Source organism: Lacticaseibacillus songhuajiangensis (assembly GCF_003946025.1).
GTDB lineage: Bacteria > Bacillota > Bacilli > Lactobacillales > Lactobacillaceae > Lacticaseibacillus > Lacticaseibacillus songhuajiangensis.
In genome coordinates this window covers 14,443-37,490 of the sequence record NZ_RHNR01000027.1, presented here as the reverse complement: position 1 = coordinate 37,490, position 23,048 = coordinate 14,443, and the positions used below count along the sequence as shown (strand labels likewise).

Here is a 23,048-nt window from a genome sequence, read left to right as displayed (position 1 = left end):
GAAGCGCAAGTGCACTCCTGCCGGAGTTGCCGACCCCACCGCCCACCTAGTAGTAGTTGTGAAAACGCCGCAGAGGCTCGGCGCGACTCCGTCGCCAAAATGCTTACGCTGACGGACAGCTTCAGCCCACCGAGCCGACCATCTCCATCTTGATGAGGCGGTTCAATTCGACGGCGTATTCCATCGGCAATTCCTTGGCGAAAGGCTCGACAAAACCCATGATGATCATCTCAGTCGCCTTTGCCTCGCCCAACCCACGACTCATCAGGTAGTAAAGCTGCTCTTCCGACACCTTGCTGACCTTCGCTTCGTGCTCCATCGCCACATCGCTGCACTTGATTTCGTTAATCGGAATCGTGTCGCTGCGACTGTCTTCATCCATCAAGATGGTGTCGCACTCGACGTGAGCAAACGCGCCGTGTGCCTTTTCCGTGAAACGGATGGTGCCGCGATAATCAGTTGCGCCACCGTCTTTAGCAATCGACTTGCTGACAATCGATGAGCTGGTGTTTGGTGCGTTGTGAATCATGCGGGCGCCAGAGTCGAGGTCAATGCCCTTGCCAGCCACCGCGATGGACAACATGGTGCCGTGCGCACCTTCGCCGTTCAGATAAACAGAGGGGTACTTCATCGTGATTTTGCTACCCAAATTACCGTCAACCCACTCCATCGTCGCGTTCGCATCCGCTGACGCCCGCTTGGTTTCCAGACTGTAAACATTGTTGCTCCAGTTCTGAATGGTCGTGTAGCGCGCATAGGCGTCGTGTTTGACGAAGACTTCAACAACTGCTGCGTGCAGGCTATCCTCCGAATAGGTCGGTGCCGTGCAGCCTTCCACGTAGTTAATGTGCGCACCTGGCTCCACAATAATGAGGGTGCGCTCGAATTGGCCGGTGCTACCCGCGTTGATGCGGAAAAAGGCCTGCAATGGGGTGTCCAAATACACGTCTCGGGGTACGTACAAAAAGCTGCCACCCGACCACACCGCCGTGTTTAGCGCCGTGTACTTGTTGTCTGCGGCCGGAATTAGCTGGCCAAAATACTGCCGCACCAAATCTGGGTGTTCGCGCAGCGCCGTATCCATGTCGCAGAAAATAATGCCCTTGGCCTGAATGTCTTCTTGCAAGTGGTTGTACACCACTTCAGACTCGAATTGCGCACTCGCGCCGGCTAAATACTGCCGCTCCGCCTGTGGCACGCCCATCTGCTCAAAGGTTTGCTTGAGCGTGTCGGGCACCTCATCCCAGCTGCGCACGGGACGATCGGTCGCCTTTTGGTAATAACGAATCGCATCTAAATCTAGTCCGGAAAGGTCTGGGCCAAAGTGCGGATCCGGCATCTGCTGAAAGGTGGCGTAGGCCTGGAGCCGAATATCCAGCATCCATTGCGGCTCATGCTTCGCCCGCGAAATCTGACGCACCACGTCCGCACTGAGCCCGCGCCCCGTTGAGTAAAGTGGCGGGTAATCAACTTGCGCGGCTTGCGGCTGCGTATCGTCTAAGAAGTCAACCTGCTCGGCCACGTCCTCGTTATTCTTGCTATTCTTAGTTTCTGGCAAAATTAAGCTGCTCCTTTCGCCCCTAATGCCTGGCGCAGTGCCGTCCATGCTAATAGTGCGCACTTCACCCGCGCCGGAAACTCGTGCACACTGGCAAGCGCCGCGGCATCCCCCAATGCGGCGGGAGCCGGCGTTCCCTCGCGAATCATCGCGATAAACTCGTCAGTTAACGTCAAGGCCTCGGCGCGCGTCTTGCCGGCGACCACACCAACGAGCAAACTCGCGCTCGCCTGACTAATCGTGCAGCCCGTGGTGGGCACCGCCAGTCCGCTGATGCGGCCAGTTTCATCCAGCCGGAGTGCGAGCTCCAACTTGTCGCCACAACTTGGATTCACCGCGTGCACGGGCACTGCCCCGCTCACGTCGCCCCAAGTGGCCGGCTTGGCAGCAGCTTCAACAATCACGCTACGATAAAGTTGCTGCAGGCGGTTAAGCGCCATGAGACTCACCTCCGAAGAATTCACGGGCTTGCTGAACTGCGGCTACCAGGCGCTGGCCGTCCCGTACGCTGGTATACGCGCCCAATGTCGCCCGCACCACTGCCGGCACAGCCAGCGCATGCATCAGCGGCTGCGCACAATGATGCCCCGCACGCACGGCAATATTTTGCTCGTCCAGAAAAGTCGCCAGATCGTGGGCGTGCACACCATCGAGGTTGAAGCTGAGCGTCGCGCAGGCAGCCTGACTGCTGTACAGTTGTACATCCGGAATCGCCGCCAGCTGCTGACGCAACTGCCGAGTTAAGGTGCTGCAATAGCTAGTAATGGCCGCGCGCCGCGGTTGCAGATAGTCAATCGCCGCACCCAGACCAATGACACCGAGCACATTTTGACTGCCTGCCTCAAAACGCTCCGGCGCAGGCAGCCAGCTGGCACCGCGGATTGACACTTCCTCAATCATGCCGCCACCCAAGGTCACTGGGGGCATTTCGGTGAGCAGTTCCTGCCGGCCGTAGAGACAACCGATACCACTAGGTCCATAGATTTTGTGTCCGGAAAAGGCGTAAAAATCGCACCCTAATGCCTGCACATCAACGGCCTGATGCGCCAGGCCTTGGGCGCCATCCAGGAGCAAATAACCGCCATTCGCGTGCACCCGATCCGCAATCGCACGAGCGTCTTGCAGGCGCGCGCCGCTGACGTTTGTTTCCTGCGCCAAAGCCACAATGCGGGTGTGGACATTAATATGCGCCAGTACCCACTGCTCATCAATGGCGCCATCCGCAGTGATAGGTGCCACAACGAGCTTAGCGCCGGTCTGCTCGCACAAACGCTGCCACGGCAGGAAGTTACTGTGGTGTTCCGCCACACTAACCAGCACCTCGCTACCCTGGTCGACAAATAACCGGCCGAAAGACTGGGCAACCAGATTAATCGCCGCGGTTGTGCCACTGGTGAACACTATTTCGTTGGCCGTGCGCGCTCCAATGAAATCCGCAACCTGCTGGCGCACGCCTTCAAACGCACTGGTGGCATCGTAAGCCAGCCGGTACAAGCCGCGGTGCACAGGCGCATTGCCGGTCGTTGCAAAATTCATCATCGCATCAATTACCGGCTGCGGGTACTGCCCCGTTGCGCCTTGATCCATGTATACCAGATCCGGCTGCGCGGTAAATAACGGAAAATCCGCGCGCCACTGCTTAGTTAATTCTTCACTCAAGCTTTATCCCCCGCAATCAATTGCGCTTCAATCACATTCTGTACTGCGGCCAGCTGTTGCGCCGGTAAATCGTCTGGTAGCAAACTAAGCAAAAAGCCGCGCACGACTAAACGCAATGCCACCGTCCGCTCTAAGCCGCGACTCATCAAATAATACAACTGCTGCGCATCAACGGCGGCAACGCTTGCGGCGTGACCGGCCGTCACGTCGTTTTCGTCAATTAGCAGCAGCGGGTTCGCCTCGCCCACCGCCTTGTCGGATAACATGAGCACTCGGTTCTCCTGCTGGGCGTCACTGCCGCGCGCCCCGAGCATGATGGCGCCAATCCCGGTGAGCACCATTTTGGCTGCAGCGGTGAGAACGCCGTGCTGATTAATGAGCCCCTGTGTCGCCCGACCACGATTATTCACCGTTGTCGTCACGTAGAGATTCGCATTGCCACCGGCGAGCGCTGCCATGCGCACGTTCGTCCGGCTACTGCGGCCGTTCAAGTCCACCGTGTGCTGCACGCCGCCGCTGCACTCGCCCAGTGTTGCCGCGTGCCAATCCAGTTGCGCCTGCTCGGCGAGTTTAGCATGGCGGTAGATGGCCACGTCACCCGTGAGTAAATCGAGGGTGTCATAGCGCACAACCGCGCCGAAGCCAATTTTGAGGTGCACGAGCAGGTGCAATTGAGCCTCATTGCGGCCGTGCCAAGTCTCCCGCAGGTGAACGTGGGCGCCAGCGCCGACATTAATCACAAGCACACAACTGCTCTGCGCATCCGCGTCGATGGTCACCGGCCGTCCCCCATGCCAGTCAGCGGGAATGGTCAGCGTGAGTTGCGTTGGCTGCTGCCGCAGCGCTGCGTCTAGTTTGTCGCTTGCGGTCGGCAAGGTCGCGGCTTTTGCGAGCTGCACGCCAGCGGGCAAATCAAAATGCGGACTGGCAGTGGCCGCCGACTCACTTGGTCGCAAGAGGCGCGCCCAACTGGCCTTGGGCAACTGCGGCCACTGCTGCGTTTCGTCTTTAGTCTCGCCCATCTTAATCCTCCAGCTGCTCGTAGCCCGTGTGTTCCAGCTGCTTAGCTAGCTCAGGACCGCCGCTTTCAATGATGCGCCCATCCTTCATGACGTGCACCACGTCGGGCACGATGTAATCGAGCAAACGTTGATAATGCGTAATGATGAGGCTACTGAATTCAGGGCCGCGCATGCTGTTCACGCCGCCAGCCACAATTCGCAGCGCATCAATATCCAAGCCCGAATCAATTTCATCCAGAATGGCGAGTCCCGGTTTAATCATCAGCAGTTGCAGAATTTCGTTTTTCTTCTTCTCGCCACCGGAGAAACCGGCGTTCAGATAACGTTCCGCCATGTCGGGATCCATTTTGAGCTCGGCCAGGTGCTGATCCAGTTCGTTCAAAAAAGCGGCGACGCCAACTTGATCTTCCGGCGCACGCCGGCTGTTCACCGCCGCGCGGATGAATTCCGCGTTGGTAATGCCCGCAATGGCTGGTGGGTACTGCATCGCTAGGAATAGTCCGGCGCGCGCCCGTGCGTCCACGCCCTGGTTGAGGATACTTTGTCCATCAATCAGAATATCCCCTTCGGTCACCAGGTAGTGGGGATTGCCCATAATGGTTTCCGAAAGCGTAGATTTACCGGTACCGTTCGGACCCATGACCGCGTGAATTTCACCGGCATTAATGCGCAGGTTGACCCCGCGCAGGATTTCGTTTTGCCCCGTTTCGGTTTTGACCGCCACGTGCAGGTTTTTCACTTCTAAACTTTTCACAATCGTATTCCTTCCCTAATGCACACCCAGTTGCATGCGCGCGACGCGACTCATCCGCGCCGGCGTCCAAGCTGGTTGCAAGCAAAATTGAATCTGCGCGTCAACGTCCGCATCCACTAACTGGAGGGCGTGCAACACCATCTTCTCAAGGTAATCTGTGAGCGGACACCCAATTTGCGTCAGCAACATTTGCACCTGGTAAGCGTGCGGGCCGGACTTTCTCATCCGGTACACCAGCCCCATGTTTAGCATATCCACACCCAGTTCCGGATCGACGGCACGCTGCAGCGCCGCCGCGAGCTGAACGCTGAGCGCATCATCAATCCCGGTGCAGCTCACCCCAAAATCATTTAACGTCCGTTCTGTCATCTGTGCACCCTTTTCTATGTAAGAAAAGGTCGTGTCCGCGAATTGACACGACCTTCTTGACGTTCAACTGACCACTTAACGAACAAGGTCCTTCCAAATCACCACGTCACCAGTCCGCAGAGATTCCGGTACATCAATAATCCGCTGGTTAGCACTGCCCCGGAACTGCAAGGTTAAGTCCTTTTCCGCCTCCAAGAAGCGGCCATCCACCAGAATATCAAGCAACGATAGCAATTCCAACTTATCCGGGGTTTCCTGCATCAGCTCGTCCCACTTGTAGCCGGTCCAACTCCAAATATCCTTATCGTGACCGAATTCAGCCCGGATTCGTTTGCACAAGCGGATGCAGACCTGCGTATTGAGGAAGGGCTCCCCGCCCAGCAAGGTCAAACCCTGCACGTAGCTTTGACTCATGTCCTTAATAATCTGGTCTTCCAGTTCCTGCGTGTAGGGTTTGCCATAGTGAAAGTTCTGCGCGGCCTTGTTGTAGCAACCTGGGCAATTGAAGTTGCACCCGGACACGTACAGCGAGCAACGCACACCTTCACCGTCGACGAAGTTGAAGGGCTTGTAGCTGGCGACGTACTGCAGCGAGTACTGCTCCGCGGTCCATTCGCCTGGTTTGGGGTTATTTGGTAATTTTCTCTTTTCCGGCATAGTTGCCCCCTTCCTATTTGCCACCAGCAACCTGGTCGTTGCCAAAACTCATGTGCTTGCGCCGGCTGACGATTTCCATGTGCCGGCCGTGCACCATTGGCCGCTGGTTTGGGTTACCGAGATAACCGCAGGTACGTTTGACCACGTCACAAGTCTTGGGGTCAGTGTTGCCACAGTCAGGGCACTTGAAGCCCTTGGCCGTCGCTTCAAACTCACCCTTAAAGCCGCACTTGAAACACTGGTCAATCGGTGTATTTGTTCCTAAGTAACCCACCCGGTCGTAAGCGAAGTCCCACACGGCTTCCAAAGCCTTGGGGTTCTGCTTCAAGTTCGGGTACTCACAGTAGTGGATAAAGCCACCGGAACAGTACTTCGGGTAATCCTTTTCAAAATCCAGTTTCTCAAACGGCGTTGGCGTCTTGCGCACGTCGTAGTGGAAGCTATTCGTGTAGTACTCCTTATCGGTAATGTTCGGAATCACGCCAAACTTCTCCGTGTCCATCCGGCAGAAACGGTCGGTCAGACTCTCAGATGGTGTGGAGTAAACAGAGTAGTGGTAGCCTTCTGCAGCTTCCCACTGCTTGCAGTGGTCATACAGTGACTTCACCACGGCAATGGTGAAATCCTTGGCCCGCTTGTTGTGTTCCCAGTCGGGGCCAAAAAAGACGGTGCCGACTTCATACAGTCCAATGTAACCGAGACTGGCGGTGGCACGACCGTTTTTGAACAAGTCATCGACATCACCGTCAGGATCTAGGCGCTTGCCAAACGCCCCGTACATGTACAGCGTTGGCGCATTCTTCGGACTGGCCTGTTTGGCGCGCTTAATTTTGAAGGCGAGGGCCTCGTGGCAAACGTCCAGACGCGCGTCGAGCAATGCCCAGAACTGATCCATGTCCCCACCGGACTCCAGCGCAATGCGCGGCAAGTTGACCGTCACCACGCCAAGGTTCATGCGCCCTGAGTTGACTTCATTGCCGTTCTCGTCGCGCCAGCCCTGCAAAAAGCTGCGGCAGCCCATCGGTGCTTTGAAGCTGCGAGTGAGTTCCACGATTTTGTCATACATCAAGACGTCGGGGTACATGCGCTTAGTGGCACACTCCAGCGCCAGCTTCTTCACGTCATAATTCGGATCGCCTGGGTTTAAGTTGAGTCCGCGCTTGATCGTGAAGACCAGCTTCGGGAAGATGGCCGTGCGCCGCTCAGTGCCGAGACCCTTAATGCGGGTTCGCAAAATAGCCTTTTGGATTTCAACGGCGGCCCAGCTTGTCCCGAGGCCAAAACCAACCGTCGTAAACGGCGTCTGCCCCTGCGAGCTGTACAACGTGTTGATCTGGTATTCCAAGCTTTCCATTGCCTGGGTGATGTCCGCAGAGGTTTTACTGCGGGCATAGGCTTCCTGACGATCAGGATCGTCAATCCACTGCTGCGCATCGGCCAAGTGCCGCTCGTAATTCTTCATGGCGTACGGGGCGAGCACCTCATCCGTGCGGTCGGAGGAGCAGCCGCCATACTGGCTGGAGGCCACACTGGCGATGATCTGCACCATTTGCAGCACCGCGGTCTGAATCGACTGCGGGGTCCCCATGCTGGCATTACCAATCTTGAAACCATTGGCCATCATGCCCTTGAAGTCAATCAAGCAACAGTTGGTCATGGGACTGTATGGTTGATAATCCAGATCGTGCCAGTGAATGTCCCCCTTAATGTGGGCATTGGCAACGGCTGGTGGTAGCATCTTGAGCCCCGTGGCCCGCGCAATCGTGCCTGCCGTGAGGTCACGTTGGGTGTTAAACACGTCACTATCCTTGTTCGCGTTCTCGTTCACCACGGTGGAATCCTTGTGCAAAAGCTTACCCAAGGCCACGTTCAGGTCCTTATCGGCGGCGCGCTTTGCAATCGCCTTTTGCCGGAATTCGTGGTAGGTGGCAGCAGCTTTTGCGGACTGGCTGGCCAGCCAGTCCTCTGTTAACTGGGCCAGTTCCTCGCTGCTATGGCACTCGGTCCCTGCCGTCAGCAGGTCCGTGTAGTCCACATCGTCAGCTAACCCGCTGGCACGCAAAGCAGCGCTAGCACTCATGCGCAGCTTCACCGTGCTGAACGGCTCCTGGTTGCCCCCACGTTTTTCAATCACCGTTTTTTCTGCCACTGCATCCATCACAATTCCCGTCCCTTCTTAGCTCTTTTAGTATTATAGCCCGAGTTCACCACTATATATAGTGGGTAAAAGGCGAACAACTAACTAGATAATGTTGCCATGTGCATAAAGAGCATGGGGATGCGGCTTGGGCGTATTCATCAATTGAGTTAAAAAACAGCACTAATATTTAGTAGGTGAATGCGCTTTACTAAATTCTTGATATTAATCCACAGTAACCTGCGGCAGGTGTTCAAGTTGTGCACACAGATCTACCATTATCTGCATCACAGGACGGACGATTGCAGGCAGCCGGATTAACACACCCGTGTCCTGTGGGAACGGCTCGTTTTGACAAAAAAGTACAATTTTGTTTGCACAATTTGTTTGAAATCATTCACGTTCTGTAAGATTCGCGAAATTTGGATGATTTTTTTGACTTACCAAACGCCCGTGTAAAGGCATTTGGTACATTTTTGCAAAAATAATTGCAAATATTTTAGCACTCCCATTGCAGGAGTGCTAAGAATGTGGCATAATGTATTATGTAAACAAGAGGTGCACAGAACCAAGGCATCCGAACATGAGTTGGGATGAGGCGGCGTCGAATGACGGTGCCCTTTCTTTACGCAATCAACGGGGATAATTTTGACAAAGACGCTTCGCCTTTTGTCACAGCCCCGGCAAAATAGGAGGATAACGCAATGGCAAGTTACAACGACTCGTTTTTTAACAATGATATGGATGATTTTCTGAACGCGATGATGCAGCACATGGGTAGCGGTGAAAGTGCCCGCTACGTCGTGAACGGCCACGAACTGACTGCCGATGAATTCGCCCAGTACCGGGCAACCGGCAAGTTGCCCGCAGATGGTGGCAAGGAGATTCCCGTCGACAACGGCGAGAACGCTGCAGTCAAGAAAGGCGGTATTCTCGAGAAGCTCGGCCGTAATTTGACGGCTGAAGCTGAAGCCGGGATGCTCGACCCCGTGATTGGTCGCGATAAGGAAATCCAGGAAACCGCCGAGATTCTCAGTCGGCGGACCAAGAACAACCCCATCCTCGTCGGGGACGCCGGGGTTGGGAAGACCGCGGTGGTCGAAGGACTCGCGCAGGCAATTGTCGCTGGCGATGTTCCGGAAGCCATCCGCGGCAAGCAGATTTACTCCATCGACCTCGCCAACCTGGAAGCCGGTACCCAGTACCGGGGTTCTTTCGAACAGAACATCCAGAACCTGGTCAAGGAAGTAAAGGCGGCTGGCAACGTCATTCTGTTCTTCGATGAGATCCACCAGATACTCGGCGCTGGTGCCGCTGGTGGTGAAGACGGCAGCAAGGGCCTGGCTGACATCATCAAGCCTGCCCTTTCCCGTGGTGAACTCACCGTCATCGGTGCCACCACCCAGGATGAATACCGCAACACCATCATGAAGAACGCCGCCCTCGCCCGCCGCTTCAACGACGTTACCATCAACGAACCCAGCCCAGAGGACACGTTCAAAATTCTCCAGGGCATCAAGGGGCTTTACGAAAAGCACCACAACGTGCAGTTGCCAGATGACGTTTTGCACGCCGCTGTCGACTACTCCACCCAGTACATTCCGCAGCGCAGTCTGCCCGACAAGGCCATCGACCTGCTGGACATGACCGCCGCCCACTTAGCCGCTAAGCACCCCGCTCACGACCGCGCCGCCCTTGAACAAAAGGCCAGCGAATTGAGCAAGGCTAAGGACGAAGCTGCTAAAGCCGAAGATTTTGAAAAGGCCGCGACACTTAAGAAGCAGCTCGATGACGTGCAAACTCAGCTCAAGAGCGCTGACGACAAGCAGGAAATCGTCGTTGCCACTAAGGACGACGTTGCGCAGGCCGTTGAACGCTTGACCGGGATTCCGGTTGCCCAGATGGGGGCGTCTGACATCGAGCACTTAAAGGGCATCGCCGACCGACTGAAGGGCAAGGTTATTGGCCAGGATGAAGCGGTCGAAATGGTCGCTCGGGCCATCCGCCGCAACCGGGCCGGCTTTGACGAAGGCAGTCGCCCAATCGGGAGCTTCCTCTTTGTCGGGCCAACTGGGGTCGGGAAGACCGAACTGGCTAAGCAGCTCGCCCTCGACCTGTTTGGCAACAAGGATTCCATCATCCGGCTGGACATGTCTGAATACTCCGACCGCACCGCGGTTTCCAAGCTCATTGGGACCACCGCCGGCTACGTGGGCTACGACGACAACAGTAACACGCTGACGGAACAAGTTCGCCGCAACCCGTACTCCATCGTCCTGCTGGATGAAATCGAAAAGGCCGACCCGCAGGTCCTCACACTCCTGCTCCAGGTTCTGGACGATGGCCGTCTGACTGATGGCCAGGGCAACGTGGTCGACTTCAAGAACACGGTCGTCATCGCCACCAGTAACGCTGGTTTCGGCAACGAAGCCATCACTGGCAAGGAAGATAAGGACCTCGATCTCATGACCCGCTTGGCCCCATTCTTCCGTCCCGAATTCCTCAACCGTTTCAACGGTATTGTGGAATTCAGCCACCTGACCAAGGATGATTTGGGCAAAATTGTTGACCTGATGCTCACGGACGTTAACCGCACCCTTGCAAAGAAAGACATTAGCCTGACGGTCTCCAGCGACGCCAAGGCATGGCTCATTGAGCAGGGTTACGACGAAGCCATGGGCGCACGGCCATTGCGTCGGGTCATCGAACGCAACATCCGCGACAAGGTGACCGACTACTACCTGGATCACCTGGACGACAAGCAGTTGCAGGCTGACCTGGTTGATGACCAGATTGTCATCAGTGGCACTGACGCTGCTAAGTAAACGAATGCAGACCCCACCACACGATTTTTGTGCGGTGGGGTCTGTGTTTGTCTATAAACGCAACGCTGCAGCAGACACTGCATATGCTCGACCACCAATATAAAAACACCACTCCCGGCAGTTTGGCAATAACAGAAACGACGCTAGATTCAGCGTGACTAGCAAGGAAGATTCCAGCATAACAGTAATATGCAAATCTAATCGTTTAATTAATAAAAAGCGATTGGAGATTGAAAAGTTGGCTAATCGCCCGTAATTGGGCAAATTCTGCGTCGTTGAGTCCTTTTGCGCACACTTTTTGTTGCGAGTATGCAAACTTATTGCTATGATTAAATGGAACTTAAGTTAACAAGATAAATAATCAACAGATCTTTTCGAAATTGAACGCACACACAGGAATGCTACAATTACTATTAAGAGTGAAAGTGTTAGTCGAACCACGTCACCAAAATAACCGGCGGCTGGCTCATACCTGTCTTATTCGTCAGCAGGAGGTGAGAAGATGTACGAACGTTTCTTTCTGGAAGGCACCACGGCAACCAAATACAACGTGTTCAAGTACCTGAACGAACGCAGCACGCAATCCATCACTGTCGCCCAGATTGCTAAAGCGATGAATAGTTCCTATTCCAAAGCGCAACATGCCACTGAGTCGATGATTAGTGACCTGCAGGCGATGCAGACACAACTCGGCAACGATGCGGCGGCTGCTGCGACCGACTTTCGCGTGTCTCCGTCGGCATTGCGACCGAGGATTACCGTTACTACCTGCTCTGCGAGTCCGCCACCTTCGAGTTTTACGACCAAATTTTCCAGGGCGAGACGCTCAACATGGCTGAATTCGCCAAGAAACAAGGCGTGAGCGTCTCCACCATGCGCCGCAAGATTGAACCCTTCCGGGAATACCTAGTCAGCCAGGGCGTAGTCCTAGACATTCGCAACTGGACGCTTACCGGCAACGAGCTCTCAATTCGCATCTTCTTGGAGTCGATTTACACTGATCTGTACAACGGCAAGACTTGGCCCCTGCGCGGCGTGTCTGAGGCCAAAATCACCAGCATGTGTGAAGCGCTCCACCAATGGCGTGAGTGGCAACATTTTCAGCAAACTGCATTCGTGACCAGCCGCGAGCGCATTGTTTTGGGCCTGCAGGTCATGCGCATTAACTGCCGCCACTTCTTCACCCCGAGCAGTGCGTTTAACGTGATGCATACGGACAAAATTCCGGAAATTCCGATCTTCAACAGCGAGAACTTCCCGAAGTTAGCGCCGCACCAACTGAATGCCGAATCCAAGTACGTGATTTTCAATTCAGTCTCGCGACTCAACTATTCAGCTCAGGACACGAAACTTCAACAGTACGTCCGCAAGTTCTTTGAGGACCGGAGCACTCCCGTCACCCAGCTGGTACAAGGCGTCATCAAGGCAGTCCAAGCGCAGATGACACCACTGGCGCGTGCCTACCTGAATGCCAACCAAACAGTCATTACCAACCTCTACCGGGTCGTTTACACCTACTACATTGTGGGTGGGCGTTTCACCACGGTTAACCGCATTGAAAGTGCGGATGAAGAGGCCTTGCGTTCCCGGCAGAAGTTGACGGACGTCATCAGTGACTACATCCGCACCATCCCCACCCGTGAACCGACACATGTCTTTAGTCGCTTCCTGCCGGAGATTGCGCGCACACTGCTCACGGTGATGCTGCCGGTGCTCAACGAATACGCCCCCCGGCCGCAAGTGCTGGTACGTCTGGAACTCGAATTCCTTGATTCAGACATCGTGGACTTGATGAATCTGCTGACCACGACTGGCGTCATTAGCCTTTTGCCCGACAGTTCGCAGAGCGAAGCGGACATTATCATCACCGCTTCGACCAGCATCGACCCGATGATTGCAGAAATGACGGGTGACTTCACGACTGCCGAGCGGCTGCGTTCCAACGCCGCGCGCGAACACGTCCTTTACTGGAACCCCGAGCACGACATTAACGAGATGCCCGCGCTGATGCGCCGGATAATGACGATTGCCGATCAGAAGTCTGCCGCGACTGCACCGCAAGCATAATTGAACGTAAAAAGCGGGGACTGTGACAAAAGTCTTTAGCGCACGAACATTACACTGTGGTCGCGCGCCAAAAGGCAACTCCCTAACATACAAGCAGGCTCCGGCCAGAATCCTAAGTTCGGGATTCCGGCCGGAGCCTGCTTGTATATTGGGAGCTAACCGCCTTTTGGCACAGCCCCACTTTTTATTACTGGGTTCTTACTCCTCGGACCCACGCACAATTATAATTGCACAGCTTGCTTTGCGTTTGCCAAATCAACGTGGTATTCGTACACACTGCTGATTCCGTTTGCCGTCACGCGGTAACGGTGGTTGACATTCACAGAATACTTACAGAGACTGTCGAGAATAAACGAGTTCTCTTTCGTCGCCTCTTTGCCCAAAAAGCTCAGAATCTCGCTTGCGGATAATGGTTCCTTGGTTGCCCGCAATACAGACTCAACGTTATGCAGAGAAATCTCCATTAAGTACACCACCCTTCAGGCAGGCGCTGCTGCCCCTGTTGATAGAATAAGCATACCCCGAACGAACTCGCAACGGGCGTCATGTTCGTTTAGCAAACGGCACCATTTCCGAAAACCCGATAAGTATTATGTTATTTATAATTCACCAATATTCTTATTATCAGTAACATTGTAAGTGTATATTTGCAATTATTATATGAATTTCGCCACTGTCATGCTAATTATCCATCTTTCAACTTCAAAAAGGCTCCCGGAATACCCAGCATTTATAGTTGGGCAATTCCGAGAGCCTTTTGAACTTCAGTTTAATCAGCAGTCACGGTGTTAACGCCTTGGTAATCGCCTCAATCAGGTGCTGGGCGGCATCACCGGTCAGCTCCTGTTTGAAGAGCAGCACGCTGCCGAGTGTCCCCCCAGCCATAATCAGCAGCAGGCGCATAATTTCGTGATTATCCCAATTGACCATCAGCCCGCGCTGCTTAAGGTTATCCAGTTCCGCGTCCATCACCTGCCAGTATTGACTCGGCACGTTCGCGATTACCTGCTCCCGCACGTTTTCGCTGTAAACCAGCTCGGACAGGAAAATTTTGAGCACCTTGGCATTCGTGTTCACACGCAGGAGCACCATGCGGTTCATGATAATCGAACTGATAAAGCTGTGCAGACTCGCGTATTCCCGAGTCAGCTGCGTGCTGGCGAACTCGCGCACCATCGCCGGAAAGACGAACTGCACGACGGGGTTAATAATCGCACTCAGCAGGCCCTGCTTATTGCCAAACTTGCTGAAGATATTACCCTCAGCTGCCCCCGCCCGCTTGGCAATTTCGTGCGTACTACTATTGGCGTAGCCTTTTTCCGCAAACACATCGATTGCAGCACTCAGAATCCGGCGCTGTTTATCCGTGTAACCATCAAAGACACTATTTTGATCCAGAACATCGAAACTCTCATCCAACTCATCACACCCCATTCACTAACTCCCGCTCTCAAAAGTAAGCGATTACCGAGCGAAAAGCAAGCCTAGCACCAGTCATGCCGCCAACCGGCAATATCGCGTGGCGAAAATTCGGGCACAGGTTCATGCCCATACGCCCGCGCGTACGCGGCCGCCTTCTGCACGGTGTCGCGCCGCTGCAAATCCTTGCTGGCCGCTCGCACATCCAGCTCTGGTTTCGGCCACAGCACGGGCAACACCTCAACGGCATAACGCACCGCGTTAAAGTCCGCACTAACCGGTCGGCCAGTGTCATACATACTCACAAACAGCGACACCACCGGCACCCCGAAGCGGGCAGCGTAGTAGTAGGCGCCCCGCTGCAAGGGCCGCGGTTTCCGGTAATTAAACCACATCTCTTGCTCCGGATAAATCAGCACCCACTGGCGCGCATCCAGCGCGTCCTGCAGAATTCCCGGAAACTGGCGGCCAAACCACTCACGATCACCACTCACCGGAATAGTGTCCCCATAGCGCATGAAGTAGCCGGTGAAGCCGGTCATGGCAAAATTCGTCAGCTGACTCACAATCCGCAAACGGTGGCCGGCAACCGTGCGCCGTACGAAGAGATTCTCCAGTGGCGAGAAGTGGTTGGACGTCACAATAGCGCCACCTGGAATGCTGGCCAGACGCGCTTGCCCACTAATCCGCACGTCCCGCGTCACCACGCGGCCCGCCACGTTCATAAGCTCGCGTGCGCTGAGACTCTGCGAACGAAAGGTGAGGCCAGCGCGACGGCTGGCATACTGCGTGAGCAGTGCCTTTTGCGCATCCCCACTCAGCTGCGGATCGCCCGCCTCCACTTTCACGTTGAAGGTGCCAGCCGCAGCAGCCAACGCAATGTTGTGCACCGCAGCCCGGTGATCAGCCTGCAGCAAGCGGTCTGCCGGTGTCATAGCCGCACCGCCTTTTGCGTGCGCTGAATGACGCCAAAACTGCCCGCATCATCGGTGATGTCCCCAGCGTGCGCCACCATCTGCGTCATATGTGTTTCGTCAGCCGCCACATCCACGGCGCTATAAGCCGCCAGTTGTCCGCGGAGTTGGTCACTAAAAGGTGTCTGCGCGGCGTGCTGCCAGAATTCGTCAGCGTAAGGTACGTCCCGATAATGCCAAGGCTTCTTAAAGAGGTTGTAGTGTACCAACTTGGCATCCCCATCGGGCGTCTCTTCTTGCATGTTCCATTCGGACGTGATGTGCACCAAGCGGTCATGGGCGATGGCGTTGATGTAATCCTGGTCAGGCGCGATGCTCTTGAACTTGTAAATCTGGAGTAGGGATGTGAAGTGACTGGCAAAATCCAGGTCACGCATCGCTTTGAGATTCATCACGAGCACGCCAGAATTAACGTAATCAGCTGCCGGCACGCCCACGCTGTGTTCTGCATAACGCGCGAGTAGCGGATCATTGGCAATGAGCGGGTCCACGGCCGCAGCCATCAATTTACCCTGCACATCGGTTGCAAGTAAGTCCGCAACGTCGCCGCGCAGCAAAGTGTCAGCATCCAGATAAAGTGCCTTGTCGTACTGCGGGAACATCTCCGCGATGAACAGGCGGTAATAAATTGTTAGGGTAAAGTAATCCGCGCGCAGTTTGTTGCCTGTGTCCGTCAAGCAGGCGGCAATTTGCTGTGCCATGGGTACGAGTTCGATGGAGACATTCGCGGTCGCCATGCTGCGCAGGCGAGCTTCATTTTCAAAGTGCAAGCCGCGATTCAAAATCACGATGGCATACTGTTTATCAGGCGTCGTGTGTGCAATGAGCGACTGAATGGAAACCGCGAGTGCGGGCACATAGGCATCATCAACAGCGTAAAAAATTGGTTCAGTCATAATAAATGTTGTCCTCTCTGTAGGCTGCGAACCTGGGCGTTTAGACGTCGGAGCACAAGGCTGAAACAGCAAAAATCCCGCACTTAGGATTTTGGCTGTTTTAGTCTTGTGCAGTAGACGTCTGCCCAGGTGAGCGCGACTCTATAGGCTGCGAACCTGGGCGTTTAGACGTCGAAGCATAAGGCTGAAACAGCAAAAATCCCGTACTTAGGATTTTGGCTGTTTTAGTCTTGTGCAGTAGACGTCTGCCCAGGTGAGCGCGACTCTATAGGCTGCGAACCTGGGCGTTTAGACGTCGAAGCATAAGGCTGAAACAGCAAAAATCCCGTACTTAGGATTTTGGCTGTTTTAGTCTTGTGCAGTAGACGTCTGCCCAGGTGAGCGCGACTCTATAGGCTGCGAACCTGGGCGCTTAGACTCCGGAGCACAAGGCGGTTAACAGCGAAATCCTGCTTTTAGGATTTTGGTTGTTTCAGTCTTGTGCAGTAGGGAGCTGCCCAGGTGAGCGCAACTCAGTCTGCGCCCCTCCTCAGTTTGTCTGCTTCAGCCGTGTGTACTCGCCCAGCAGTTCATCGTATTCATGCAGGTGCAGTTCATCGTGCACCCGGTCCACCTCCCACGGCTTAACCGTGAGCGTGTGCACCCATGGGAACAAGCGGAAGCTAGTGGTGAAGTGTTGGAAAACGGTGTTGCGGTGCAAACGGCGTTGCTCGTTGTAACGACGCGGCGCGATGCTTTTGCGCGTTGCCAGCTTGTTCAATGCCGACTGGTCAGGCATGAACATCTTGGTGTCCACACACATCTGCCGGCAACGGGCGAACAAGCCATCTTGCCGAATCAGGCCCAAGTTGAGCAGTAGTACCCCCGAGTTCACGTAGTCTGCCACTCGCCACTGACTGTGAAAGAACCAGCGGCCGTAGTAATCGAGTACGCCGACGACTTCCTTGTCGGTCAGATTCTGACGGTAAAAGGCGCGCGGACTGGCGTTACTAATAACGTCTGTATCCAGGTAAAGCAGTCGGTCCGGCAGTTCGGGGACGAGATCAGCGTAGAGCCGCAACATGCAGTATGGCGTAAAAATCGTGTCCATGTTGGCGCGTGGTGGTTGCGCCATGAATAAGTTCGTGATGTCGAATAATTGCACCGTGCTCAGTGCGTCTTCCGCCGTGAGCGCGGCACGCACTGTTGTCAAATCCGCTTCCGCCAGTGCCTTGTAGCCCGCTAGCTGCGCACTCAAAACGTATACGTGTAGTGGTTCCCGGGTCTGCCGCGCAATGCTCAATGCGCTAATCAGCAGACCATCTGCCATTTTCTTGTCCCCACAATAGAGTAAGTTCATTTTGTTACCTCCTAATTCTGAGCGTCTCGCTGTCTGTATTCGTAATACTGACAGTTGTTGCTCTGCGCGGCCCGCCACTGCATGGTCGCGCGCACTTGCAGCGTGAGTTCACGCTGCGCTTCTTTTTTGCTGACGGTCGTGTCCGGCCAAAATGGCCCGTCGATGTAAACCGTCTGGGCAGGTTTTTTGCGGCCCGCCCGCCGCTGATAAGTCCGCGTCGCGGTGTACACCGGGCTGCCGGTCGCCACCGGATAGTGCATACTGCCACGCACAAAATGCCGGATCAGTGTCGCGTAAGGCCATACATGGGCCTCCGGATACACCGTCACGAGCGCCCCCGCCGCCACTGCACTGCGCACGGCGCGCTCAAATCGGCCCAACTGATGCAAACTGCTGGGGACGAGCAGCCCGCCCCCGTATTCCAATACCGGGCCAATCACCGGCACCCCGCGATTCGCCGGCGCCGCCATCACCCGTACCTTACGGCCGCGGCCGGCAACCAAGGGCGTGAACGCATCCCCGACCGGTTGCGTATGGTTAGCGTAAACGAAGGCCCCCGTCGGCAGCGCGTGCAGTTTGGCTGCGCCCACAACCCGCTGGTGTAAGACCAGTCGGCAGTACCAGCCGCCAATGGTCCGCGCCAGCGTCCTGACAATTCGTGTGGGCACTGCCGGTTTCGCTCGCCATGAATAGTCAGGCGGTAACTGCGTGTTCTGGGCCGCGCTGAATGTAAAATCATCCGTCTCCGCTTGATAATAGCGGACTCGTGTCGTCGCCATGAGTAGCATCTCCTCTCGGTGGTCTTTGAGTGATTACTCAATCATATCTTTACAGAAAATTATACGCTGTGAACTTGTAAAGTCAAACTTACAGGTGGGCACATCCGTGCGCGCATCGCCTCAAGCTACGGCAGTCAACGAACATTGACGATTCATACTGTCGAAGCAGTAGGTGTTTATCTGGTCTGTCAGCTTGACTTGTCATTTTGCGGAGTTAATTCATACGCCCATTGACATTTCCTGAAAACGGTTACCGACAACAATATCATCTTATCTGCACGCGCCACTAATTACCGCCAAAAGACTGAGGCGCAGCAGCAGGCCGAATGTTATGATAACTAGCGGAGGAAGAGAAGATGAACGCTTTCAGTTACACCGCGCAAGTTCTGCGCGAATTCACCCGCAGATGGGGCAGTTACTTACTGCTAGCGGCAGTGGTCACTGGGATTACCGACCTGGTATTTCTGCCCGTTCTGCGCTGGTTAGCCAGTCTGATTTTGACCTATGGACAAGTCCCCTACGTCGCCTATGACAATATTGCCGCGGTGGCCCGCAGTAAGCCACTGGTGCTACTGGCGTTATTTGTCCTGCTCATTTTGCTACTGGCATTCGTATACCTGCAATTCGCCTGGTTACTGGGCGGCGTTGAGAACATCCGCAGCCGCGCCAGCAAAAGTTTCCGTGCGGTGATGCTGGAAGGCGTCCGGGATCTGCGGCACTTGCGGATTAGCGGGTTTCTTTTCTTCACCGCTTACGCCCTGCTCATCGTGCCCTTTGCGGAAGGCGTGGTCGGCAGTAGTCTGCTCACTAAGGTGCAAATTCCGACCTTCATCATGGACTGGCTGCAGACTAAGCCGCTACTGGCAGTCGCCGTTTTCTGCTTCTACCTCTTAATGGCCTATCTGGGAATCCGCTGGTTGCGGGTGCTGCCCAACACCATCCTGAACGACACGCAGCTGCACATCGCGGCACGCAAAAGTTGGGCGGAAACACGCGGTCATTTCTGGTACTACGCCTGGCGCGCTATCGTCGTCAGCGCCGTCTGCGGACTGCTGGCCATCATTTGGGCACAGTTGTGGATCGGCGTGCAGACGCTCGCCGATCATTACAGTTTCGCCGGAGTCAGCGCCGTCATCACCATGAGCGTTTTCCTCATCGGCAAAATGTTCCTTTGGGGCATGAGTAGCACGGCCTACTTGCTTTTCCTGGCCGCTCCCGACAACGTTCAGGCCCACCAGGGTTTTGTCGCCGATAGTCGGCCACGGCACCACTGGCTGCGCCGTGTGGCCGTGGGCTTTATTGGCCTGATCGCTCTCCTGCTCATTGCGACCTTTGGCGGTGCTTACATGTTCGGCGCGCTTAACAGTAACCCCCTAACGATTTCGCACCGCGGGGTCGACAACGGTAACGGGGTGCAGAACACGATTCCTGCTCTGGTGAAGACGAGTCGCGAACACCCCGATTACGTTGAAATGGACCTGCACGAAACCAAGGACAAGCAGTTTGTGGTGATGCACGATAGTAACCTCAAGGCGCTCACCGGTGTGGATAAAACGCCACGAGAACTGACCTTGAAGCAGCTGACGGCACTAACAGCCCGTGAAAATGGTCACCATGCCCAGGTTGCGAGCTTCGATGACTACTTGCGGGTTGCTGAACAGCACAAACAGAAACTCCTCGTGGAACTCAAGCCAACCAGTGCCGACTCCGCTGATATGGTCCAGCGTTTTGCAAGGCGTTATTCTGAACGCCTTGCTGCTGATGGTTCCTGGGTACACTCCCTAAGCTACAAAACCTTGACGCAACTGCACAAGGATGCTCCACGGGTGAAGCGCAGTTTCATCATCCCCTACAGTCTGATTACGCCGCAGACGAACATGAGCGCCTACACCGTTGAGGAATCCACCATGGATGATAGTCTGATTGATAGCGCCCACCAGCACCACCAGAAGGTGCTCGCCTGGACGGTCAATACGACGGACGACATGAACAAAATGCTCTTCTATGAAGTGGATGGCATCATCACCGACAACTTGGCGCAATTAAAAACCACCATTAAAGAGAACAATGACCAGCCGTCCTACGCGGACCGGCTGCGCTTGTTCACCACCACGCTGGATGACTTCAGTAGCCCAACGGCGGAAAACTAAACCAACAGAAAAAAGCTCAATGGAGTATTCTCACACGAATACTCTGTTGAGCTTTTTTCAAAACCAATTAAATCACTTTGCGTCGCCGGTCCAAGTAACGTTCGCTGCTCGAACTGACACCTTACTACCGGTTGCTTCAAATCCCACGCCAATGCGAAGCGTAGCTGATTCACCTTTGTTCAACGTACCTTCTCCAGTGCTGTCACGATTTCCAGAGACAGTCCCCCGTGAGCCTTCTGAGTCCAAAAAAGTAAGGTTAGATCCATCAGCAGACTCCGGATCAAATCCATCCGCCAGCGCAGTAACCTTGTACGTAATGATTTCGAACTTGTGCAATTCACTATAGTTGGCTGCCAAATCAGCAATGAGTCCTTCGTTTTTGTCAGTGATTACTTGGGCTGACATGACCTCCATGTCAAAATTCACTCCGCTAGAATCTGATAAAGGTGCAGACTGTCCGAAGCTTAACTCGGAATCACTTTCATTGGAAGTCTGCGTAGAAGCACTATCATTTGAACCTTCATCAGTGTTCGCAGATTCAGAAGCCTTAAGCTTTGCATTTTCCCGTTTAAGTTTTTTTACTTCTGTCTTGAGTGATAGAATTTCGGCGCGATCATTACTACTGTATGAATTTCCACAACCAGTAAGCATCAAGCCAATTGCCAGTATAGTTCCCCCCAGAACAATTTTTTTCATTTATTATCTTCTCCCATCCCAGTCTTTTAAATGTTAAGAAACAACTAAACTTTAATCCTTAATATAAACCCTGGCAACACAAAAAATGCCTGGCTAGCCAGGCATTTTGCATGTTCAATTCAGTCCTACAGCAAACTCATGAAGACAAAGTCGAGAATGAAGCCGGCCGTGACCACCCATAGTACTGGGTGCACGTCCTTAGCCTTCCCAGTGACCAGTTTGATCAGGCAGTAGAAGATGAACCCGGCCGCAATCCCATAGGAAATGTTGTAAACCAGTCCCATGACGATGGACGCCATGAACGCGGGAATCGCCTCGGCCAAATCGCTCCAGTTGATTTCCTTGAAGCTGGACATCATCATGACCCCGACCATAATCAGCGCGGGGGCAACGGCCTCACTAGGCACAATGGCGATAATCGGTGATAGCAGCGAGGAAATCAGGAAACACCCCGCAACCACAACCGCAGTCAAACCGGTGCGACCACCAGCACCAATCCCAGTTGCGGATTCAACAAAGACGGTGATGTTACTGGTCCCGAAGATGGAACCCACACCGGTCGCAATGGCGTCAGCGAAGAGTGCCTTGTCCATTTTGGAGGAGAAACCCTTGCCCTTTTCCATCGACTGCATGTCTTCGGAAGTAAAGATGCCGGTGCGGCGCCCCGTACCGATGAATGTGCCCAGCGTGTCGAAGATGTCCGAGAAGCTGAAGGCAAAAATCGTCATGACGGACAGCAAGATGTGGTGCGGATCGGTGAACAGACTGCCGAAGCCCTTACTGGAGAACGCGGCACCGAAAGTCGTGCCGAGTTGCCCCACCGCGTGGCTGAATGAATTGGCGGCAGAAATATGCAGATCGGTCACACCAAAAGGAATTCCGATGAGCGTGGTGCCCACAATCCCAATCAGGACAGCACCAGGGACTTTCTTAACCACCAGGACCGCCATCAGCAGCAGACCAATCAAGGCCACGATGGCCCCAGGCTGTGTGAAGTTGACCAGCGCTGGTGTAATACCGCCGCCGGAAACAACGGATTCAACGCCGTGCTTGAAGGTATGTGCCGCCGCGGAACCACCATTAATGCTCAGGATGCTGGAGGCGTCCGTCGTAAACTGCAGGAAGCCGGCGTTCTTGAGTCCGATGTAGGCCACGAAGACCCCAATCCCGCCCCCAATGGCGTGTTGCATCACTTCGGGGATGGCGGTGATGATGAGTTTCCGCACCTTAGTCACCGTGATCAGGATGTTGATGCACCCGCAAAGGAACACGAGTGCCAGCGCCTCTTGCCAGCTGAAGCCCAATGCGGCAACAACGGTGTAAGTGAAGAAGGCATTCAGACCCAGGCCGGGGGCGAGCGCGTACGGCACGTTCGCGAACAGGCCCATAATCAGCGTCCCAGTGGCACTCGCGATAATGGTGGCGAGGAACACCGCTTGCGACGGCATCCCCGTTATTGCCAGCGTCTGGGGAGCAACGAACAAAATGTAGGACATGGCAAAGAAAGTCGTTAAACCAGCGACCACCTCACGCCCGCGCGTGGTGTGGTTCGCCTCAAGCTGAAAATACTGATCCATGATGCGCTCCTTTTTGAATAACGTTAACTAACAAGTTACGCGCATTTTCAGAAAAGCGCAAGAGTTTATTTGTTCGTAATTTGGTGTTTCGGCCCAACAAAAAAGTCATATAATCAGCTTTTACCAAGCGTAAACAAAAACGTTTGTTCCTGGGAAACCACTTTAATTCA

Annotated in this window: 20 protein-coding genes; 4 read left to right on the top strand and 16 right to left on the bottom strand. The window is 54.5% G+C overall.

All coding sequences use genetic code 11. The features are described from left to right. Positions 1-121: 121 nt before the first annotated feature. The 8 genes from sufB to nrdD all read right to left on the bottom strand — a co-directional run bounded on the left by sufB (position 122) and on the right by nrdD (position 8,177). Entirely contained in the window at positions 122-1,558 is a 1,437-nt protein-coding gene (sufB, locus tag EKM97_RS07705; RefSeq protein ID WP_225419247.1) for a Fe-S cluster assembly protein SufB, read from the bottom strand. Between the two features lie 2 nt (positions 1,559-1,560). Beyond that, positions 1,561-1,998, bottom strand: a complete 438-nt coding sequence (gene sufU, locus EKM97_RS07700) for a Fe-S cluster assembly sulfur transfer protein SufU (RefSeq protein ID WP_125571817.1) — start codon at positions 1,996-1,998, stop codon at positions 1,561-1,563. Beyond that, a complete protein-coding gene (locus EKM97_RS07695) occupies positions 1,988-3,145 on the bottom strand; it encodes an aminotransferase class V-fold PLP-dependent enzyme (RefSeq protein WP_125571818.1) in 1,158 nt (385 codons plus the stop codon). Before EKM97_RS07695 ends, sufU begins: the two co-directional genes overlap by 11 nt. A 68-nt stretch (positions 3,146-3,213) precedes the next feature. After that, positions 3,214-4,239 carry a SufD family Fe-S cluster assembly protein gene (locus tag EKM97_RS07690; protein ID WP_125571816.1) on the bottom strand — a complete coding sequence of 342 codons (1,026 nt, stop codon included), beginning with the start codon at positions 4,237-4,239 and terminating at the stop codon, positions 3,214-3,216. A gap of 1 nt (position 4,240) precedes the next feature. After that, a complete protein-coding gene (gene sufC, locus EKM97_RS07685; protein ID WP_125571815.1) occupies positions 4,241-4,993 on the bottom strand; it encodes a Fe-S cluster assembly ATPase SufC in 753 nt (250 codons plus the stop codon). Between the two features lie 15 nt (positions 4,994-5,008). Further along, positions 5,009-5,362 carry a metal-sulfur cluster assembly factor gene (locus tag EKM97_RS07680; protein ID WP_125571814.1) on the bottom strand — a complete coding sequence of 118 codons (354 nt, stop codon included), beginning with the start codon at positions 5,360-5,362 and terminating at the stop codon, positions 5,009-5,011. A 75-nt stretch (positions 5,363-5,437) separates the two neighbouring features. Further along, entirely contained in the window at positions 5,438-6,019 is a 582-nt protein-coding gene (nrdG, locus tag EKM97_RS07675; protein ID WP_125571813.1) for an anaerobic ribonucleoside-triphosphate reductase activating protein, read from the bottom strand. A gap of 13 nt (positions 6,020-6,032) precedes the next feature. Further along, entirely contained in the window at positions 6,033-8,177 is a 2,145-nt protein-coding gene (nrdD, locus tag EKM97_RS07670) for an anaerobic ribonucleoside-triphosphate reductase (protein ID WP_125571812.1), read from the bottom strand. A gap of 683 nt (positions 8,178-8,860) precedes the next feature. Between nrdD and EKM97_RS07665 the strand changes: the two genes are divergently transcribed. The 3 genes from EKM97_RS07665 to EKM97_RS07660 all read left to right on the top strand — a co-directional run bounded on the left by EKM97_RS07665 (position 8,861) and on the right by EKM97_RS07660 (position 13,048). Then, positions 8,861-10,981, top strand: a complete 2,121-nt coding sequence (locus EKM97_RS07665) for an AAA family ATPase (RefSeq protein ID WP_125571811.1) — start codon at positions 8,861-8,863, stop codon at positions 10,979-10,981. Positions 10,982-11,483: 502 nt separating this feature from the next. After that, positions 11,484-11,843 (top strand): hypothetical protein, encoded by a 360-nt coding sequence (locus EKM97_RS12055; RefSeq protein ID WP_225419245.1) that lies wholly within the window; start codon positions 11,484-11,486, stop codon positions 11,841-11,843. Next, on the top strand, positions 11,750-13,048 hold the full coding sequence (locus tag EKM97_RS07660; RefSeq protein ID WP_225419248.1) for a helix-turn-helix domain-containing protein: 1,299 nt from the start codon (positions 11,750-11,752) through the stop codon (positions 13,046-13,048). The genes EKM97_RS12055 and EKM97_RS07660 overlap by 94 nt, the downstream gene beginning before the upstream one ends. Positions 13,049-13,269: 221 nt before the next feature. Here the strand turns inward: EKM97_RS07660 and EKM97_RS07655 are convergent, their stop codons facing one another. From EKM97_RS07655 to EKM97_RS07630, 6 genes are all read right to left on the bottom strand, one after another. Beyond that, positions 13,270-13,512 carry a hypothetical protein gene (locus EKM97_RS07655; RefSeq protein WP_125571809.1) on the bottom strand — a complete coding sequence of 81 codons (243 nt, stop codon included), beginning with the start codon at positions 13,510-13,512 and terminating at the stop codon, positions 13,270-13,272. Between the two features lie 316 nt (positions 13,513-13,828). Further along, entirely contained in the window at positions 13,829-14,482 is a 654-nt protein-coding gene (locus EKM97_RS07650) for a TetR/AcrR family transcriptional regulator (RefSeq protein ID WP_125571808.1), read from the bottom strand. Between the two features lie 50 nt (positions 14,483-14,532). Continuing rightward, positions 14,533-15,402 carry a lysophospholipid acyltransferase family protein gene (locus EKM97_RS07645; protein WP_125571807.1) on the bottom strand — a complete coding sequence of 290 codons (870 nt, stop codon included), beginning with the start codon at positions 15,400-15,402 and terminating at the stop codon, positions 14,533-14,535. Continuing rightward, positions 15,399-16,337: a glycosyltransferase family 8 protein gene (locus EKM97_RS07640; RefSeq protein ID WP_125571806.1), complete on the bottom strand. Its 939-nt coding sequence runs from the start codon at positions 16,335-16,337 to the stop codon at positions 15,399-15,401. The genes EKM97_RS07645 and EKM97_RS07640 overlap by 4 nt, the downstream gene beginning before the upstream one ends. 529 nt (positions 16,338-16,866) lie before the next feature. Further along, positions 16,867-17,676, bottom strand: a complete 810-nt coding sequence (locus EKM97_RS07635) for a glycosyltransferase (protein WP_125571805.1) — start codon at positions 17,674-17,676, stop codon at positions 16,867-16,869. 11 nt (positions 17,677-17,687) lie between these two features. Next, positions 17,688-18,455, bottom strand: a complete 768-nt coding sequence (locus tag EKM97_RS07630; RefSeq protein WP_125571804.1) for an acyl-phosphate glycerol 3-phosphate acyltransferase — start codon at positions 18,453-18,455, stop codon at positions 17,688-17,690. A gap of 356 nt (positions 18,456-18,811) precedes the next feature. Between EKM97_RS07630 and EKM97_RS07625 the strand changes: the two genes are divergently transcribed. Continuing rightward, complete coding sequence (locus EKM97_RS07625; protein ID WP_125571803.1) at positions 18,812-20,605, top strand: glycerophosphoryl diester phosphodiesterase membrane domain-containing protein; 1,794 nt, start codon at positions 18,812-18,814, stop codon at positions 20,603-20,605. A 72-nt stretch (positions 20,606-20,677) separates the two neighbouring features. On the opposite strand, the gene EKM97_RS07620 is transcribed toward EKM97_RS07625, so the two are convergent. Together EKM97_RS07620 and EKM97_RS07615 are read right to left on the bottom strand one after the other, a co-directional pair. Beyond that, positions 20,678-21,301: a hypothetical protein gene (locus EKM97_RS07620; RefSeq protein ID WP_125571802.1), complete on the bottom strand. Its 624-nt coding sequence runs from the start codon at positions 21,299-21,301 to the stop codon at positions 20,678-20,680. Positions 21,302-21,426: 125 nt separating this feature from the next. Continuing rightward, the gene (locus EKM97_RS07615; protein ID WP_125571801.1) at positions 21,427-22,878 is read right to left on the bottom strand and encodes an NCS2 family permease; all 1,452 of its coding nucleotides are present in this window, start codon (positions 22,876-22,878) and stop codon (positions 21,427-21,429) included. Positions 22,879-23,048: the final 170 nt, after the last annotated feature.

Bases quoted from the DNA above. Each gene is read 5' to 3' on its own strand.
- sufU (WP_125571817.1), bottom strand. From the start codon at position 1,998: ATGGCGCTTAACCGCCTGCAGCAACTTTATCGTAGCGTGATTGTTGAA.
- EKM97_RS07695 (WP_125571818.1), bottom strand. From the start codon at position 3,145: ATGGATCAAGGCGCAACGGGGCAGTACCCGCAGCCGGTAATTGATGCG.
- EKM97_RS07690 (WP_125571816.1), bottom strand. From the start codon at position 4,239: ATGGGCGAGACTAAAGACGAAACGCAGCAGTGGCCGCAGTTGCCCAAG.
- EKM97_RS07680 (WP_125571814.1), bottom strand. From the start codon at position 5,362: ATGACAGAACGGACGTTAAATGATTTTGGGGTGAGCTGCACCGGGATT.
- nrdG (WP_125571813.1), bottom strand. From the start codon at position 6,019: ATGCCGGAAAAGAGAAAATTACCAAATAACCCCAAACCAGGCGAATGG.
- nrdD (WP_125571812.1), bottom strand. From the start codon at position 8,177: ATGGATGCAGTGGCAGAAAAAACGGTGATTGAAAAACGTGGGGGCAAC.
- EKM97_RS07665 (WP_125571811.1), top strand. From the start codon at position 8,861: ATGGCAAGTTACAACGACTCGTTTTTTAACAATGATATGGATGATTTT.
- EKM97_RS12055 (WP_225419245.1), top strand. From the start codon at position 11,484: ATGTACGAACGTTTCTTTCTGGAAGGCACCACGGCAACCAAATACAAC.
- EKM97_RS07655 (WP_125571809.1), bottom strand. From the start codon at position 13,512: ATGGAGATTTCTCTGCATAACGTTGAGTCTGTATTGCGGGCAACCAAG.
- EKM97_RS07650 (WP_125571808.1), bottom strand. From the start codon at position 14,482: ATGGGGTGTGATGAGTTGGATGAGAGTTTCGATGTTCTGGATCAAAAT.
- EKM97_RS07645 (WP_125571807.1), bottom strand. From the start codon at position 15,402: ATGACACCGGCAGACCGCTTGCTGCAGGCTGATCACCGGGCTGCGGTG.
- EKM97_RS07640 (WP_125571806.1), bottom strand. From the start codon at position 16,337: ATGACTGAACCAATTTTTTACGCTGTTGATGATGCCTATGTGCCCGCA.
- EKM97_RS07635 (WP_125571805.1), bottom strand. From the start codon at position 17,676: ATGAACTTACTCTATTGTGGGGACAAGAAAATGGCAGATGGTCTGCTG.
- EKM97_RS07630 (WP_125571804.1), bottom strand. From the start codon at position 18,455: ATGGCGACGACACGAGTCCGCTATTATCAAGCGGAGACGGATGATTTT.
- EKM97_RS07625 (WP_125571803.1), top strand. From the start codon at position 18,812: ATGAACGCTTTCAGTTACACCGCGCAAGTTCTGCGCGAATTCACCCGC.
- EKM97_RS07620 (WP_125571802.1), bottom strand. From the start codon at position 21,301: ATGAAAAAAATTGTTCTGGGGGGAACTATACTGGCAATTGGCTTGATG.
- EKM97_RS07615 (WP_125571801.1), bottom strand. From the start codon at position 22,878: ATGGATCAGTATTTTCAGCTTGAGGCGAACCACACCACGCGCGGGCGT.